Annotated in this window: 12 protein-coding genes, 1 other RNA gene and 1 pseudogene; 1 reads left to right on the forward strand and 13 read right to left on the reverse strand. The window is 39.1% G+C overall.

What is annotated here, in order from left to right:
* Positions 1 to 4: 4 nt before the first annotated feature.
* The 3 genes from folD to G622_RS0102635 are packed head-to-tail and all read right to left on the reverse strand — an operon-like array spanning position 5 to position 5,441.
* Positions 5 to 850, reverse strand: a complete 846-nt coding sequence (gene folD / locus G622_RS0102625; RefSeq protein WP_026509376.1) for a bifunctional methylenetetrahydrofolate dehydrogenase/methenyltetrahydrofolate cyclohydrolase FolD — start codon at positions 848 to 850, stop codon at positions 5 to 7.
* Between the two features lie 17 nt (positions 851 to 867).
* On the reverse strand, positions 868 to 2,544 hold the full coding sequence (locus G622_RS0102630; RefSeq protein ID WP_026509377.1) for a formate--tetrahydrofolate ligase: 1,677 nt from the start codon (positions 2,542 to 2,544) through the stop codon (positions 868 to 870).
* Positions 2,545 to 2,558: 14 nt separating this feature from the next.
* On the reverse strand, positions 2,559 to 5,441 hold the full coding sequence (locus tag G622_RS0102635; protein WP_026509378.1) for an FtsK/SpoIIIE family DNA translocase: 2,883 nt from the start codon (positions 5,439 to 5,441) through the stop codon (positions 2,559 to 2,561).
* 150 nt (positions 5,442 to 5,591) lie between these two features.
* Here G622_RS0102635 and G622_RS0102640 point away from each other — a divergent pair, with 150 nt between their 5' ends.
* Positions 5,592 to 6,170, forward strand: coding sequence for a hypothetical protein (locus tag G622_RS0102640; protein WP_026509379.1), 579 nt, complete (start codon positions 5,592 to 5,594; stop codon positions 6,168 to 6,170).
* A gap of 129 nt (positions 6,171 to 6,299) precedes the next feature.
* On the opposite strand, the gene G622_RS0102645 is transcribed toward G622_RS0102640, so the two are convergent.
* From G622_RS0102645 to G622_RS21435, 10 genes and pseudogenes are all read right to left on the reverse strand, one after another.
* The gene (locus tag G622_RS0102645) at positions 6,300 to 6,863 is read right to left on the reverse strand and encodes a GNAT family N-acetyltransferase (RefSeq protein ID WP_044956963.1); all 564 of its coding nucleotides are present in this window, start codon (positions 6,861 to 6,863) and stop codon (positions 6,300 to 6,302) included.
* A 2-nt stretch (positions 6,864 to 6,865) separates the two neighbouring features.
* The gene (gene proB / locus G622_RS0102650) at positions 6,866 to 7,678 is read right to left on the reverse strand and encodes a glutamate 5-kinase (RefSeq protein WP_026509381.1); all 813 of its coding nucleotides are present in this window, start codon (positions 7,676 to 7,678) and stop codon (positions 6,866 to 6,868) included.
* An 18-nt stretch (positions 7,679 to 7,696) separates the two neighbouring features.
* Complete coding sequence (locus G622_RS0102655) at positions 7,697 to 8,518, reverse strand: hypothetical protein (protein WP_026509382.1); 822 nt, start codon at positions 8,516 to 8,518, stop codon at positions 7,697 to 7,699.
* A 115-nt stretch (positions 8,519 to 8,633) separates the two neighbouring features.
* Positions 8,634 to 8,982, reverse strand: a transfer-messenger RNA (tmRNA) gene (gene ssrA / locus G622_RS25135).
* A gap of 107 nt (positions 8,983 to 9,089) precedes the next feature.
* Positions 9,090 to 9,554 carry an SsrA-binding protein SmpB gene (gene smpB, locus G622_RS0102660; protein WP_026509383.1) on the reverse strand — a complete coding sequence of 155 codons (465 nt, stop codon included), beginning with the start codon at positions 9,552 to 9,554 and terminating at the stop codon, positions 9,090 to 9,092.
* 74 nt (positions 9,555 to 9,628) lie between these two features.
* Positions 9,629 to 12,151: pseudogene (gene rnr / locus G622_RS21430) on the reverse strand (ribonuclease R); the annotation flags it as partial.
* A 60-nt stretch (positions 12,152 to 12,211) separates the two neighbouring features.
* Positions 12,212 to 12,454 (reverse strand): preprotein translocase subunit SecG, encoded by a 243-nt coding sequence (secG, locus tag G622_RS0102670; RefSeq protein ID WP_026509385.1) that lies wholly within the window; start codon positions 12,452 to 12,454, stop codon positions 12,212 to 12,214.
* Between the two features lie 259 nt (positions 12,455 to 12,713).
* Positions 12,714 to 14,261, reverse strand: coding sequence for a 2,3-bisphosphoglycerate-independent phosphoglycerate mutase (gene gpmI, locus G622_RS0102675; RefSeq protein WP_026509386.1), 1,548 nt, complete (start codon positions 14,259 to 14,261; stop codon positions 12,714 to 12,716).
* Between the two features lie 140 nt (positions 14,262 to 14,401).
* The gene (locus tag G622_RS0102680) at positions 14,402 to 15,364 is read right to left on the reverse strand and encodes a hypothetical protein (RefSeq protein ID WP_026509387.1); all 963 of its coding nucleotides are present in this window, start codon (positions 15,362 to 15,364) and stop codon (positions 14,402 to 14,404) included.
* 245 nt (positions 15,365 to 15,609) lie between these two features.
* Entirely contained in the window at positions 15,610 to 17,331 is a 1,722-nt protein-coding gene (locus tag G622_RS21435) for a DEAD/DEAH box helicase (RefSeq protein WP_081675151.1), read from the reverse strand.
* Positions 17,332 to 17,521 lie beyond the last annotated feature (190 nt).

Below are 17,521 nucleotides of genomic sequence, written 5' to 3' on the forward strand. Positions count from 1 at the left end.
AAAACTATTCTCCTGTTGCTGATTCGAGACAGTTGTTCATAAGCATTGCTATAGTCATCGGTCCAACGCCACCCGGAACTGGAGTTATATAGCTACACTTCTCTGAAACTCCTTCAAAATCCACATCACCGCATAGTTTTCCTGTATCCTGATTTCTGTTAATTCCTACATCAATGACAACAGCACCTTCTTTTACGTAATCTTCAGTGATCATTTTTGCTTTACCAACAGCGGCAATCAGAATATCTGCTCTTTTACAAACTTCTTTAAGATTCTTTGTTTTAGAATGTGCGATGGTAACAGTTGCATTTTCCCTAAGCATAAGAAGTGCCAAGGGTTTACCGACAATATTACTCCTTCCGACAATAACACATTCCTTGCCACTTATATCGATATTGGATCTCTTTAATAACTGTATTATTCCTGCAGGGGTACATGATACAAATCCAGGTTCGCCAATACATAATGCACCGACGTTCATAGGATGAAAACCATCTACATCCTTTCTCGGAGATATAGCATCAATTACAGCTTTCTCATCAATATGTTCAGGTACAGGCATTTGTACCAGTATTCCATGAACAGTTTCATCATTGTTAAGCTTATCGATAAGCTGTAAAAGTTCCTCCTGAGTAGTCTCTTCAGGAAGTTCATAGGATAAGGACTTAAAGCCAACATACTCACAGGCTTTTTTCTTATTTCTTACATATACCTGTGAAGCCGGATCAGAACCAACTAATATAACTGCAAGGCATACTTCAATGCCTTTACTTTCTTTTAGTTTTGCTGCTTTTTCTTTTACTTCATCCTTTACCTGCTGAGAAATCAGTTTTCCATCAATAATATTCATTCTATATCATCCTTTAATCAGAATAATCCTACAATATTGCCTTTATCATCAACGTCAATGTCAAATGCAGCCGGTTTTTTCGGAAGTCCCGGCATAGTCATGATATTTCCCGTAAGAGCAACTATAAAGCCTGCACCTGCAGAAACATAAGCATCTCTTACGTTTATCTCAAAGCCTGAAGGTCTGCCCAATAATGCAGGATCATCAGATAAAGAATACTGTGTTTTTGCCATACATACAGGCAGTTTTCCATATCCCATATCCACGATTTTCTGCAGTTGCTTTTTGGCAGCAGGCGCATAAATTACACCATCTGCTCCATAAATCTTCTTAGCTACAGCTTCGATCTTCTCTTCAGGTGATAAATCATCACTGTATATAGGTTCGTAAGCTGAGCTCTTATTCTCTAATGTATTAAGTACTGCCTTTGCAAGTGCTTCACCACCGGCACCGCCATGTTCCCATACTTCAGAAATAGCGAAATCACAATTTCTTGATTCACAGAATTCCTTAACATAAGATATTTCAGCCTCTGTGTCAGTAAGGAAACTGTTAAGAGTAACAACAACAGGCACCTTATACTGCTGCAAATTCTCAATATGCTTCTCAAGGTTAACAATACCTTTTTTCAAGGCATCAAGGTTCTCTTCAGAAAGGTTACTCTTAGGGATACCTCCATTATATTTGAGAGCTCTTATGGTAGCCACAAGAACAACCGCATCAGGCTTTAAGCCATGCATTCTGCACTTGATATCAAGGAATTTTTCAGCCCCCAGATCAGCGCCGAAGCCTGCCTCGGTTATGGTTATTTCTGACATGTGCAGAGCCGCATTGGTTGCTCTTATTGAATTACATCCATGTGCAATATTGGCAAACGGACCACCATGCACAATAACAGGAGTATGCTCAAGAGTCTGTACAAGATTAGGCTTCATTGCATCCTTAAGCAGTGCTGCCATAGCACCAACAGCCTTGAGATCGCCTGCTGTTACCGGTTCGCCTGCATAGTTATACGCGACAACAATCCTTGAGAGACGTTCCTTAAGATCATTCATGTCCTTTGCAAGGCAAAGAATAGCCATAACTTCTGTAGCAACCGTAATTACAAAATGATCTTCCCTGACAACGCCATCCATTTTATTACCAAGTCCAACGACAATGTTTCTAAGAACTCTGTCGTTCATATCCTCACATCTCTTAAAGATGATCTGTCTGGTATCAATCTGAAGTTCATTTCCCTGCTGAATATGGTTATCAAGTAAAGCCGCAAGAAGATTATTGGCAGATGTAATGGCATGAAAGTCTCCTGTAAAATGAAGGTTCATGTCATCCATTGGTACTACCTGCGCATATCCACCACCAGTAGCACCTCCTTTGATTCCAAAGCAAGGTCCAAGTGAAGGCTCACGAAGTGCGATTACAGTCTTCTTACCAAGTCTTGAAAGAGCATCTCCAAGTCCAACGCTTGTTGTAGTCTTACCTTCACCAGCAGGAGTCGGATTAATAGCAGTCACAAGTACAAGTTTGCCCTGCTTATTATTTTTGATTTTCTCAAGATACTCCTCGGATAACTTTGCTTTATATTTTCCGTATAATTCAAGATCATCCTCGTCGATTCCGATATCCTGCGCAATCTTTTTTATTGGCCATATTTCTGCTTCTCTTGCTATTTCAATATCTGATTTAAATGCCATAATAATCTCCTCTCTTATGATGCATTATCTATCATCTGGTCAAATTGTTCTTTATTCATAAGAATTTTTCTGGGCTTTGTGCCCTCTTCAGGTCCCACAACACCGGCATCACTTAATTGATCCATTATTCGAGCAGCTCTGTTAAAGCCAATCTTATAAAGTCTCTGAAGCATGCCTATTGATGCCTTGTCCTTTTCTATAATAGCTGCTCCCGCCTGTGCAAACAACGGGTCCAGATCAGAAGAAGTGTCCACCGGGTCATTTCCTGCGGAGGATTGTGATGATTTAGAAGAAACCTCTATATTGGAAATCTCATCCGAGACATTTCCTCCATAATTTGTCTCAACACCCTGATTCTTAACAAAATCAGTAACATCCGATACTTCATCATCAGAAACAAAGCATCCCTGTACTCTGGCAGGTTTATTATATCCTCTCGGGAAGAATAGCATATCACCCTTACCAATGAGCTTCTCAGCACCATTACTGTCAAGAATCGTTCTTGAATCAACGCCGCTTGAAACAGCAAAAGCAATTCTGCTGGGGATGTTGGCTTTAATTAGTCCTGTTATAACATCAACAGAAGGTCTCTGAGTTGCAATTATCAGATAAATACCTGCGGCACGGGCCAGCTGTGTAAGTCTTACTATTGAATCCTCGACTTCATTTTTAAACTGCATCATCAAATCCGCAAGCTCATCAACAATAACAACTATTTCAGGCATTTTCTGCATTTCAGGATCATCTGCATTTGCACATGCAGCATTATAGCCCTTCAGATCACGTACCTTTGCATTCGCAAACTTTTTATATCTTGTAGTCATCTCAGAAACAGCCCAGTTAAGTGCAGCTGCAGCCTGCTTAGGATCTGTGACAACAGGAATAAGAAGATGCGGAATTCCGTTGTAAACAGATAACTCAACTATCTTAGGGTCTATCATAATGAGCCTTACGTCCTCAGGTGAAGCTTTGTAAATAATACTCATAATGATAGTGTTGATACATACTGATTTACCTGAACCTGTCGCACCTGCTATCAAAAGGTGAGGCATTTTAGCAATATCAGTAATTACAAGTTTTCCGGCAATATCCTTACCTATAGCAACTGAGAGATTTGATTTTGACTTCCGGAAATCTTCACTTTCTATAAGATCCCTTAAAGCCACCATCGTGTTCTCTTTATTCGGAACTTCTATTCCTACCGCAGATTTACCTGGTATAGGCGCTTCAATTCTGATATCTGTTGCCGCCAGATGCATCTTAATATCATCTGCAAGATCAACAATTTTTCTTACTTTAACACCGGCCTCAGGCTGAAGCTCATATCTTGTAACAGAAGGTCCCTGGCTGATATCGGTAACTGTTGCATTAACATGAAACGTCGACAGGGTATCCTGTAAAATCATCGCTGTTTCTTTAAGATGCTTTGCTGAATCCCCCTTGCCTTTTGAACCTTTTTTCAAAAGATTGACAGGCGGGAATTTGTATTCTGCGGCAGGCTTCTTCATAATTTCTTTCTCTTTTTCCTGTCTCTTTATCTCAGCCTCTTTATTTTTGGTTGTTGTTATATAATCTGTGCTGTGAACAGCATACTCTCCGTTATAATCAGGAGCAAGATTCTCCGAATGAATAGGTATATCATCCATAGTGTCAGTACTTTTTTCTTCCCGAAGCCTTGCGACAGGTTTGTAATTCTTCACAGCATGCAAAGCCTCAAGTGCTGCTGAATCATCTTCATCATCAACCTGATCCTGATCATTCTCATCATAAGAAACTTCTTCAGTTTCGCTATCATCTTCGATATACCGGTCACTAATGTCTATAATATGATGTGACGATTCATTTTCATGTTTAATCTCGGTCTTCATTACAAACTGACCGTCAGGTTCTGCTTCGGTTGTCATTCCCGGTCTGAATCTTATTTCATGTATGTCATCATGAATTTCTTCTTCCGGAATATAGAACTGACTATTATCTTCCTCTTCATCGATCTGATTGATTCCATGAATTCTGAATTGCTGCTCTTCGTCATGCTCCGGAGTGTCATTTTCCCGATAAATATCCGTCTCTTCATATTCTTCCTGATCATCTGCGTCAAGAAGAGTATTCATGCTGACACCAGAGACTTTCTTATCCATTCTGAGGATCTTAGCATCCTCTTTTTGTTCAAGAAGGAGCTGTTCCTCTTCCTCAAGTCTCATGCGTTCTTCTTCACGGAGTTTCATGCGCAGATCCATTCGCTCTCTATAATCCAAAGCTCCCTGCTTTGTTCTCTCAAGCACATGCCTTCCGCCGCGCTTTACACCGTTAAGCATAGACTTCTGCGTGAATAGTGAAATTCCTATAAATCCTGCTACAATCATTAAAATAAGAGTTCCTGCAAGAGACAGGTTATGATAGGTGAGGTATGTAAAGCTTCCACCTATAAATCCACCACCATTATGCGCTGAAGCCGCACTGTTATATATCTCACCTGCATTGTATCCGGTCATCCCCTGTACCCTGCCGGTGAACAATTCAAAAAACATTGAGAACACCAGTAATACCAGGTATCCGGAGAATATTTTCCTAAGTGCCGCAGGACTTGGTCCGTTTGACAGCAGTAATGCTCCGGTAGCAAAAAGGATTATCGGCATAATATATGCAATTATGCCAAACAAGCCGAACAAAATACTGCTTACCGCATTTCCCAAAACACCGCATATACCAAAATTACATAAAAATAAAAAGATCGTTAGCGCTGCAAAAACAATTAGAGCTATCTCGCTCTTAACTGCATAATCCAGTGGTTCATAATTCTGTCTTACTCTGGAATTCCTTCTTGCTGCCGTAGATCTTTTTCTTGTGTTTGTCTTTCTGCCCGTTGTAGAGCGTTTTCTTGAATTACTTGTAGCCATATTTACCCTTAACTTTTTTCAAAACTTTTCCCCGGTATATATCTTGCAAAAAGGCACATACCTTGAAATAGTATATCATTTTTAAAGTCTTTGTGCTATACTTAACACGCTCAGTGATAACGTAATTCTATTTTTTGGAGGAATTTACATATGGAATTCAGACAGGAACTTGAAACCGGTCTGCTCAGACAGATTGGTAACACTGAAAGCACTCTTAAGATAAAAGAAGTAGCTTCCAAATGTCGCTTATTAAAAACAGAAAACGGACTTAAAGTTGACCTTTCCTATACAGGTCCTAACGCCAGCAAATATCTTCAGTACGTTGAGAAACATCGTGAAGAGCTTACAAATTATCTTCTTCACCCGGATGATGCTGATTTATATGAATGGATGGAGACAAGTCATCAGACACCTCTTACATTAAAAAAGCATGAGAAAGAAAAGCTTATTTTATATGTAAACTTTGATCCCGACACAATGGTTCTCATGACAGGTATTGCTGACGAAAACGTAACCATGAAGTTAGGTACTCCCCTCATGGAAATCTGCTTAAAGAACATGACCAGAGCCGAATTCAAGCTCGCTATTTACGACATGCTTCTTCTTGCTGATGAGATTGCTATTGCAATGGGTAATGTTGAACTTAAGAAGATGGCTAACATTGAAATGGTTAAGACCTATCTTTCAGAGATTTACGATAAGTTTAATGACAGTCCTATAATAGACTGATAATCAGTAAGTTATCCTAAAAACAACACATAAAAGCTCCACCAGGTACAATTCATATGAACCGGTGGAGCTTTTTTGTCAGTAAAAACACTTGATGATGTCTCTGCAAACCTGATCGATTTTTCTTACTTATGACTTTTTAAAATTCATAAAGTACTCTTCTGCCGAGATTCTCACCAAAGTTTCATTATAATATTCTTTTAACATTGAATTGAAAAGATTCTCATTTCTGTGATGGTACATCATCCCACATTTTTCCGTAACTTTTCGTGATTTATCATTGCCGTCAAAAAAACTGCACCATACAGCACTGAGTCCTATGTCAACAAAGCTGTATTTTACAAGTTCAGACAAAGCTTCGACCGCATAGCCATTCCCCCAATAATCATGGCCTATCCAATAACCGATTTCAGCCTCATCCTCTCTGAATATCCCACGCTTTTGATCAGCCCCGATTCTAAGCCCTATGCTTCCAATGGGAATATCAGGATTGTCCCTTAATGTTATGGCAAATTCTCCATCATCCACAAGAATCGTTCTTATTATAGCCTTGGAATAATTCGCATCTTTGTGTGGAAGCCATCCGGCGCCCTTCCCGATAAGGGGATCACTTGCCATTCTATATAAAATTTCAGCGTCTTGCTCCTTCCATTTCCGAAGAAGCAGACGCTCTGTTTTTATTATTCCAACCAAGATCAGTTGTTCTCCTTTGCAACGAACAAAGTACCTACATGCTTTTTATTAATAATATCATATAAATTGTCTGTGTTATTACCATTTGTAATAAGCACATCAACACCCCTTGAAGTTGCAAGTTCAGCTGCCTGAAGCTTTGTTACCATTCCGCCGGTTCCTCTGTTAGAACCGCTTCCCTCAGCAAGCTCATATATTGTATCATCAATATTCTCAACTCTGCTGATAAGCTTCGCATCAGGATATTTAGAAGGATTCTTATCATAAAAGCCATCTATATCCGACAGGATAATAAGTTTACATGCTCCGCAAAATACAGCTACTATAGCTGAAAGCATATCATTATCAGAAAAGAGCTTCTGATCTGATTCAATCTCAACATGGCTTACTGAGTCATTTTCATTAACAATAGGAATAATATGATTTTCTAAAAGTGCATCAAATGTATTGGTAAGGTTTTCTTTTCTTATAGGATTCTCAATATCATCATTATCGAGAAGAATCTGCCCTACAAGTCTACCGTATTCACCAAATAATTTATCGTAAAGATGCATAAGTTCACATTGTCCTACTGATGCAGCAGCCTGTTTCAATCTCAAATCCTTTGGTTTTTGAGAAAGTCTCATTTTATTTGCCCCAACTGCGATCGCACCAGAACTTACAAGCACCACATCATAGCCAAGATTCTCTATTCCTGCCAGTGCTCTGCAAAGAAGGTCAATCTGGTGGATATTTAATCCGCCATTCTCGTTGGTTATAGTCGATGTTCCGACTTTTACAACAATTCGCTCTTTTCTAATTTTCTTTCGGCTCATATTTTTTCCCTATATTCCTCAGTTGTCAGTATCCACAATTCTGTTAAAGTAATAGTCCACACAACCGGTTGTGTTACTCTTTACATACTTATAATTAACTCTGATAATCGTCGTGGCAAACATGCTGCTTTCACTGGTATTCTTATTATCATGTACAACTACCTGACGTTCATTACTCAAAACAACCTTTTTATTGTTCTGGATTGTTGTCCAGTACAGAGTAGGCTCTGTGATATCTCCGGTAGTAACATTCTTATACTTACCAACCTGAATAGAAGTCAGTACGTAATTATTTGACATTGTAACATTAAATTTGCCTTTTGCAAGTTCTGTCACATAGTTTGAATTACCAAGAAAACCGGGCTTTGTTGAAAGTTCCTGTCCTTTAAATGTAGCCTTAGCAACAGGAGTTGCTGCATTTATAATTGCAAAATATTCCTGATTATCTACAGAAAACTTGAATTTATAACGTCTGGCAGCTGTGGTATAAAAAGAAAATCTGTATGTGACTCTGTCATTTTGCTCATCAAAGCTTACATAGGTTCTCTTATACTTAAGCTTCTTGTTGCACTTAATGTTCTTAATCTTTGCATCTTCATCATTGATTGTGACAGAAAGAACATTTTTTGCAAAAGAACCTGGAGTAATGGTTACTGTATTATTACCAGTCTCTTTATATACAAGATTGCCCTTTTTATTTATTACCTGTGTTGTCTCACTGACATCTACTTTTGTAGCTGCCTTAACATTAATTGAATTTGCAGGAACACCGCTTACGATGAAAGCTGCTGCAAGAATTGATGCTATTATCCCCCTAATTGTATTCCCCACTTTTTTCATATATTACCTCCTAATATTATGTTTATATTTTATGCCTAAAGACCATTCTAACCACAAGTAGACATAATTGCAAGAATAAGTTACGGCATAAAAAAAGCGCCAATCGGCGCTTTTTTAGTGGATTAGGCGGGAGTCGAACCCGCGTCCAAAAACCCATCCCCTGTCCTTCTACTGTCATAGCTGGCTATTGTGGCAAAGCCAATTCCCTCTTATAACCGGAAGCCCGCGCCCTAATATAAGAAGTAGCCCCTGATACGCCCATGATTACGGAGCAATCATCACGTCGTTTCCTGCAAAGTTGACGTAGATTGCTAAATGTGCAGGTGCACTTAGGTCTACGCGCCGCACTTAGGCAGCGAGTGCTAAATTATCTTCAGCGTTTATATTTAAGTTTGAGGTTTAACGCACCATCCTGCGGACAGCTTCTCCAGCTTCAGAATCCCTGTCGAAACCTTTACTAACCCTTATTAAATTTTCAGGCATTCAGCATTTGAATAACAAACCACGAATGCTTAATAAGTATATCGGCAATTTCAAATAAAATCAACCTGCTATATAACATTTTTGACGATTATCTAAGGCTTACCTTATAATCTCTCATAGCTTCTCTCTGCTGATCTCTCTTAGCAGTTGATTCTCTCTTGTCATAGAGCTTTTTACCCTTTGCAAGACCAATCTGAACTTTAACCCTTCCATGCTTAAAATATACCTCAAGCGGAACAAGAGTATATCCCTGTGCCTGAGACGCCTGATCCAGCTTTCTTATTTCAAGTTTATGCAAAAGAAGTTTTCTCACACGAAGCGGATCTTTATTAAAAATATTTCCCTTTTCATAAGGGCTTATATTCATGCCACAGATAAATGCTTCACCCTTATCAATACTTACCCAGGCTTCCTTAATACTGCATTTTCCCTGCCTGAGAGACTTTACCTCAGTTCCAGCAAGACTGATTCCTGCCTCATATTTTTCTTCAATAAAATAGTCATGGAAAGCTTTTTTATTATTTGCTATCAGTTTAATCTTGTCATCAGCCATGATGAACTCACCTCTATTCTAGTAATATGATATCTTGTTTTGGATAAAAAACAATAAACCACAGGTTTAGTAATTTATTTTTTTCTTCCTTTTTTCTGAGAACTTCTGGCAGCTTTTGATGTAGCTGATTTTTTATATTTGTGAACCTTATAGACCTTTCTACTGCTCACACTGTCTTTACTGTCTGCCTTTTTCTCTGATTTTTTCCCTTTTAATTTGCTTTTCTTCTTCAGTTCAGCAATTTCTTTAAGTATTTCTTTTTCTTTTTTCTTGCTTATCCTACCTAAATCATCGTACTTATTTCCAGACTGCTTTTTAATATCACCGGCGCCCTTTTTCTTAGCCTTAACAGGTGCCTCCTCAAAGGAACTATCAAGAGATAACTTTGAAATTTTAGCAGCTCTTAGCTTAGCCGGGGTCTTCTTTTCCGTTCTGGAAGTTTTCTTGCTCTTTTCAGACTTTCTCAGATGCTTATCTGATTTATGTTTACCATCCTTTTTGCCCGAAACAAGCTTAAGATGTCCGTTTTCATCCTCTTCATAATACTCTTCTTCATAATAATCCTCTTCATAGAGATCATCATAATCTCCACTTCGAGAATCATCTGTAACCACACGAAAATCAATGGTCTTACTAAGTCTGTCAGTATCATGAACCTTAACCTTCACTGTCTGTCCAAGACAGTACATTTTACCGGTGCGCTCACCAACAAGCCTGTAATTATCCTCGTCAAAAACATAAAAGTCATCTTCAATAGTAGAAGCGGGAACCAAACCCTCACATGTATTTGGAAGCTCGACAAACATTCCCCATCCGGTAACTCCGGAAACCACGCCTTCAAAAACCTCACCGATATGAGATTCCATATATTGTGCCTTCTTCAGTTTATCGGTTTCCCTCTCAGCCTCTTCTGCGCGCCTCTCCGTATCAGATGAGTGCTTTGCAACTTCTTCAAGGATTTCATTATAATGCTTTATCTTGTCATCATCCATCCTTCCACGCAGATAATCTTTAATAATTCTATGTATCTGAAGGTCAGGATAACGCCTTATGGGTGAAGTGAAATGGCAATAATATTTGCATGCAAGTCCATAATGTCCCAGACATTCTGTACTATACTTAGCCTGCATCATACTACGCAAAGCGATTCTACTAATTACAGCCTCTTCATCCGTTCCTTCTATTTTATCAAGAAGGCCCTGTATTTCAGAAGGTCTTACCTCATCGTCGCGAATATTCAAATGCAGTCCAAGTCTTGATATGAACGCATTGAGATTTGCAATTTTCTCCAAATCAGGCTGTTCATGTACTCTATAAACAAAAGGAGATTCCATCCAATAGAAATGCTCCGCAACTGTTTCGTTTGCAGCAAGCATAAAGCTCTCAATCATCTTTGTTGCCGTATTAGCCTGTCGCAACTGAATATCTAAGGGATTCCCCTCTCTATCAAGAATTATCTTTGCCTCAGGGAAATCAAAATCTATCGCTCCCCGACTTTGTCTCTTTTTTATTAAAATCTCTGAAAGTCTTGCCATATTCCTGAACATAGGAACAAGTTCATGGTATTTTTCAATTTCTGTCTCATCTTCATCTTCCAAAATAGCAGCAACTGAAGTATAGCTCATTCTCTCATTAACATTAATAACTGTCTCAGCTATCTTATGAGAGATAACGCTACCATTAGAATCAATATCCATCAGGCAGCTAAGGGCAAGCCTGTCCTCTCCGTGATTAAGAGAGCAGATTCCATTACTCAATTTATGAGGGAGCATAGGAATAACTCTGTCGACAAGATACACACTTGTACCCCTTTTTAACGCTTCTCTGTCAAGCGCAGAACCTTCCTGTACATAATTGGTTACATCAGCTATATGCACTCCAAGATGATAAATACCATTCTCTACAGTCAGTGATACCGCATCATCAAGATCCTTCGCATCCTCACCATCTATCGTAACCATATCCACGTTTCTAAGATCAAACCTTCCCTGATAATCACCTTCTATCAGATGATCTTTGCATTTTTCAGCCTGATTCATAACCTTCTCAGGAAATGCATTAGGAAGATCAAAGCCTTCAACTATAGACAGGATATCAACCCCGGGATCATTTATGTTACCAATGATGTCAGTAACTTTCCCTTCCGGTTTTCTGCTTTTATTCGGATCTCCATAGTAGGTAATAGATACTACAACCTTATCACCGGATACCGCACCCTTAGAGTGTTCCTTTAGCACAAAAATATCCTGGGTGAACTTTAGATTATCAGGTATAACAAATCCGAAGGTATTACCATCCTGATAAGTGCCTACTATTCTGTCGACAGCTCTCACCAAAATATTGACTACTCTGCCTTCATCGCGCATTCCACCGTTCTGATCTTTATCAGAAGTAATCATTACTTCAACGGTATCTCCTTGAAAAGCTCCGCCTGTATATTCTTCGGGAATAAAAATATCCTCTTCTCTTCCTTCAACCTCTACAAATCCAAAGCCTCTTTGGTTAGAAATAAAGGTTCCTGTTATATTCTGTTTTTTCTTCATTATTTTTTTCTTACTCATATATAAGGTCCCTTCAATCTCCAGAGTATTTATAATGGTGAAATAAGATAATAAAAGGGCACTCATTAAGAGTGCCCTTCAAGCTGCAATTTACAATTAAAATACAGTCATATTCAGTACAACGCTCAAAACGATAAACAGTACTGACAATACGATTGTAATCTTTTTAAGAACTCCCTCTCTGGAACGACCTTTAATCTTCCCCCAGTAAGTAGTCTCTGCAAATCCCTGAATAGCACCAAGTCCCTGTGTCTTACCCTCCTGAGCAAGTACAAGTGTAACAAGTGCAACACAATCGATAACAAAAATAATTGCCAAAACAATTTTCAAAGCTGCCACAAAAACACCCTCCTAAAATTATACAGAAATACTTATTTAAGATAACATACTTTATCTATAAAATCAATAAGTATTGCTCTGAATACAGCTAAGCTAATCTCGTATGATGTTACTGTTCACACCTTACGGTGCTCACAGCAACTGGATTTGCCCATTCCAGTTGCCTTCGGCAAAGGGGCAAATCCTATATTCAAGACGTAGAACATTCTCACGCTCAGCGCAGCAAGTGCGCAGAGCTGTCTGAACAGTAACCGTATGATTACTTCTTAATAAGAAGTGATTTTCCTGTCATTTCAGCAGGCTGCTCATATCCCATGCACTCAATAAGTGTAGGAATGATATCTGCAAGACATCCGTTCTCACGAAGTGTATATGCAGGATCATAATTTACAAGGATGAACGGAACAGGATTTGTTGTATGAGCTGTAAAAGGCTCACCTGTCTCATAATCGATCATCATGTCTGCATTACCGTGATCAGCACAGATGAATAATGTACCGTTCTTAGCTTTAACAGCTTCAACAATCTTACCAACACATGTATCAACTGTCTCAACTGCCTTAACAGCAGCCTCGATAACTCCTGTATGACCTACCATATCAGGATTAGCAAAGTTTGTAACTACAACATCATATTTATCAGAGTTAATAGCTTCAAGAACTCTGTCACAAACTTCAGGCGCACTCATCTGAGGCTTAAGATCATAAGTAGGTACATCCTTAGGTGAATTTACAAGGATTCTGTCTTCACCTTCATTGGGCTCTTCAACACCACCATTGAAGAAGAAAGTAACGTGAGCATATTTCTCAGTCTCAGCAATACGAGCCTGCTTCATGCCCTTGTTTGCAAGCCACTCACCGAATGTGTTGTTAAGAAGTACCTTCTTAAAAGCGATTTCCTTGTTAGGAATAAGCGGATCATAATCTGTGAAGCATACATAAGTTGTCTTGATCCTATCGCCTCTGTCAAATTTATCAAATTCATTATCGCAGAAGCAATGTGTGATTTCTCTTGCTCTGTCAGGACGGAAGTTAAAGAAAATAATGGAATCATTATCCTTAATTGTAGCAACAGGTGCACCATCCTTCATGATAACTGTAGGAATTACGAATTCATCTGTCTTGCCATCCTTATATGTCTGAACCATGCACTCATGAGCGCTGTCTGCTTTATTACCCTCGCCCTTGGTCATAGCATCGTAAGCAATCTTAACTCGGTCGTAGTTATTATCTCTGTCCATAGCATAATATCTTCCGGAAATAGTAGCTACTTCACCGATTCCGAGTTCCTTCATCTTGTCCTCAAGCTGCTGTACGAAATCAATACCTGATTCCGGAGGAGTATCACGTCCGTCAAGGAAGCAGTGAACATATACCTTATTAAGACCGTTTCTCTTAGCAAGCTCAAGAAGTCCATAAATATGAGTAATATGGCTATGTACACCACCATCACTTACAAGACCGTACATATGAAGAGCTGAATCATTCTTCTTGCAGTTGTCGATTGCTGCCATAAGTCCTTCATTTGTGAAGAAGTCGCCGTCCTCTATTGATTTTGTAATTCTTGTAAGCTCCTGATACACGATGCGTCCGGCACCCATGTTCATATGTCCTACCTCTGAGTTACCCATCTGACCATCAGGAAGTCCTACTGCAAGTCCGCTTGCATTTCCTTTTACAAAAGGATAATCCTTCATAAGTCCGTCAAGAACAGGTGTATTTGCCATTGCAATAGCATTTCCCTTGGGATTCTCATTAAGACCGAATCCGTCCATGATAAGTAAAACTGTTGGTTTAGAACCCTGCATATTTATGCCTCCATATATAAAAATTATTTATGCCATGCAGATATCTTAAGGCCCGGCATCGCCAATTCGCCATATACCTGCATTATTTATCATTGTCCACAGAGTAGTATACCCATAAATTGTTTGCTTTTCAAGTTCAGCTACTCTGTTATATGCTGATTATCTATTTTTTTAATATATTTAATTATTCTTTTATTAAATACTTCTTTTTCATCATCACTAAGCTGATTTTTCTTTTTATTGATAATTTTATATTCTATAACCTTTATCAGCTGGGAATCCTCTCCATCTGAAAGAGCCTTATCCTTATCAAGAATGTAATTTGCTATTATTGATGCAATCAGCAGCAGAATTTTCTGACTGTAAATTAATTCATCATAGCTTTTCTCCAAAGCCTCATCTGCCAGTTCAAAAATCAGCTTTTCTGCCACATCCTTAGCTTCATCAAAAAAAGCATCACCTTCATCCACAAGAATCGTCATGCATGAAAACACCAGAATTTCCAGTCCGGATCCGTAAACATCGTAAGCAGTACCATTATCAGAACTCAGTTCCCTGGCTTTATGAATCAGGTCATTGACAATAACCTTATAGCGCTTCTGTCTGCTCATTTTCTGAGGCATTCCGGCCATCATTGAGTGGTCATAAGCATTTTTTATTTCTTTATCTGTCTTTGACAGCTCTGAAAAAGCCCATAACATGGCAAGCTTCTCATTTGTGTCAAGCTGATTCAGATCAGGCTTATTTACAAGAAGATAATGGGCAGCATCCAATCCAGCGTGCATACAATCTCTAGCAAAAATCGCATCAAGATCATCATATACCCGTGATGTTACACACATCATCGCAATAAATATGGAAGTTTTATAAATATCTCCATCAATACTGCCATCTTCATTTTGTTCTTCATACTGTTTTTCTATGACAGGGCTGGTGTTTTCGACCAATTTACGAAAATAATTCTCATCAAATATTACCGCCCCATATTCCTTCAAAAGCTCATGCTCATACATTTTAACGATGGTACATAACTTCATATCGGAATCTTTAATTTTCTCCTGTGCATCACAGAATACACTTTCAATCAATTTATAATCCATCATTTATCCCTCTCCCCTATATAAAAGAAATCACATTTATTATGGTTCTTGAAGCTCAAGAATTCATAGCATGTGATTCCTTGTTACTGTTCACACCTTACGGTGCTCACAGCAACTGGATTTGCCCATTCCAGTTGCCTTCGGCAAAGGGGCAAATCCTATATTCAAGACGTAGAACATTCTCACGCTCAGCGCAGCAAGTGCGCAGAGCTGTCTGAACAGTAACGATTCCTTCTATTATATACTATTTATTTATCTTTTCTCACACCAAGTTTCTCAGTTCTTGGTCTTGCATTTCTTCTGAATTTATCCGCGGATGCCTTCTTATGCATTCCTGCTGAATCGCGCATATTCCTGCTGTCCTTACCAAACTTGCCATCGCGGCCACGACCATAACCTGATCCCTTACCGTCTCTTCTTCCTTTGGAATCATGTGATCCGTGTGCGTCAGATCTTCCTCTGCCGTCTCTTCCATATCTTCTTTCACGGCTTCGCTCGCCCCTGTATAGATCACGCTTTCTGGGTTTAATATCAAGTTCTTCAGGAGCTTTACCCATATTAAGTCTCATAAGGCCTGCAGCAAGCTGTTCAATTGAATACTCATCCTCAGCAACCTTATCATTGAGGAACTCTATGTAATCAGTTATTTCACCTGACTCAATAAGATCTATTACCTCTGAGAAAAGCTTTCTTGCCTTTGCTCTTGTTATTTGCTTGGCAGAAGGAACTTCGCCCTCTTCGATTTTTGTATGACAGATTCTCTCAATGTCTCTGAGTTTATACATTTCTCTGGGAGAAACAAGTGAGAATGACTGACCGCTTTTTCCTGCTCTTCCTGTACGTCCTATTCTATGTACATAGTATTCTATATCCTCAGGAATATCATAGTTAAATACAGCAGTAACACCACTTACATCTATTCCTCTTGCAGCAACGTCTGTAGCTATCAAAAAGTCAGCCTGTCCAAAGCGGAAGAGATTCATAACAGTATCACGCTGATACTGGGACAAATCACCGTGAAGACCCTCTGCTTTGTATCCCTTGCTCTTCAAATTAGAAGTGAGTTCATCAACTTTTCTTTTTGTATTACAGAAAATAAGACTTCTCTTTGGCTGATGATACTCAATGAGTCTTGTAAGAACCTCTTCTTTAAAGTTTGATGGAATCACATAGTAATACTGTTCTATTGCTTTTACAGTGATTTCTTTGGGAGTCATCTTTATATATTCTGCATCCTGCTGATATTTTCTTGTAATCTGCAAAATAGGCTCAGGCATTGTAGCAGAAAACAATGCAGTCTGTCTCTCCTTAGGCATGCCTTCAAGGATAGTCTCAATATCATCTCTGAATCCCATATCCAGCATTTCATCTGCTTCGTCGAGAACCAGCACTCTGACATCACTCATCTTCATAGTATGACGTCTCATATGGTCCATAACTCTTCCGGGAGTTCCGACAACAATCTGAACACCTGATGAAAGTGCTCGTATCTGTCTTGATATATCCTGACCACCATATACAGGAAGCACTTTTATTCCGTGCATATATTTTCCAAAGCTTCTTAAATCATCAGCAGCCTGCATGGCAAGCTCTCTTGTAGGGCACAAAACAACTGCCTGAAGATGCTTGTTGGAGGGATCAACCTTCTGAAGAAGCGGAATTCCAAAAGCAGCCGTTTTTCCTGTTCCTGTCTGAGCCTGTCCGATAATATCAACACCCTTCATCATAACGGGAATAGCAGCCTTCTGGATAGGAGACATATACTCAAACCCCATCTCTGTGATGGCCCTGAGAATCTTCTCATCAATTCCTTCAGCCTCATCATAACGAACTCTTACTTCTTCTTTTGATGCAGACTTTTCATTTTCTTTGTCTTTATGATTCTTCTTAGTTTCTTTGTCTTTATTTCCGGAAACAGCTTCTGAGATTCCTTCGATGTTTTTCTTAATTTCTTCTAGTATGTTTGCCATATTACCTCTTTCTTGATATCAGATTCTTCATTTTATCTGATAAGTTTCATGGAGCAGAATATTTAGCTCCATCAGGCTTAATACTATGCCACTTGGCTCCCAATGGTTAATCCCAGGCTCGAAGAAACTTTGCCCGGCGTTCTGCTCAAAAAAAATGAGGACGCACATCAAATGTCGTCCCCAAATAAAA

The organism is Butyrivibrio sp. LC3010, assembly GCF_000424385.1.
GTDB lineage: Bacteria > Bacillota > Clostridia > Lachnospirales > Lachnospiraceae > Butyrivibrio.

Excerpts from the sequence above, each read along its gene's own strand:
- folD (WP_026509376.1), bottom strand. The coding sequence starts at position 850 with ATGAATATTATTGATGGAAAACTGATTTCTCAGCAGGTAAAGGATGAA.
- G622_RS0102630 (WP_026509377.1), bottom strand. The coding sequence starts at position 2,544 with ATGGCATTTAAATCAGATATTGAAATAGCAAGAGAAGCAGAAATATGG.
- G622_RS0102635 (WP_026509378.1), bottom strand. The coding sequence starts at position 5,441 with ATGGCTACAAGTAATTCAAGAAAACGCTCTACAACGGGCAGAAAGACA.
- G622_RS0102640 (WP_026509379.1), top strand. The coding sequence starts at position 5,592 with ATGGAATTCAGACAGGAACTTGAAACCGGTCTGCTCAGACAGATTGGT.
- proB (WP_026509381.1), bottom strand. The coding sequence starts at position 7,678 with ATGAGCCGAAAGAAAATTAGAAAAGAGCGAATTGTTGTAAAAGTCGGA.
- G622_RS0102655 (WP_026509382.1), bottom strand. The coding sequence starts at position 8,518 with ATGAAAAAAGTGGGGAATACAATTAGGGGGATAATAGCATCAATTCTT.
- smpB (WP_026509383.1), bottom strand. The coding sequence starts at position 9,554 with ATGGCTGATGACAAGATTAAACTGATAGCAAATAATAAAAAAGCTTTC.
- gpmI (WP_026509386.1), bottom strand. The coding sequence starts at position 14,261 with ATGCAGGGTTCTAAACCAACAGTTTTACTTATCATGGACGGATTCGGT.
- G622_RS0102680 (WP_026509387.1), bottom strand. The coding sequence starts at position 15,364 with ATGATGGATTATAAATTGATTGAAAGTGTATTCTGTGATGCACAGGAG.
- G622_RS21435 (WP_081675151.1), bottom strand. The coding sequence starts at position 17,331 with ATGGCAAACATACTAGAAGAAATTAAGAAAAACATCGAAGGAATCTCA.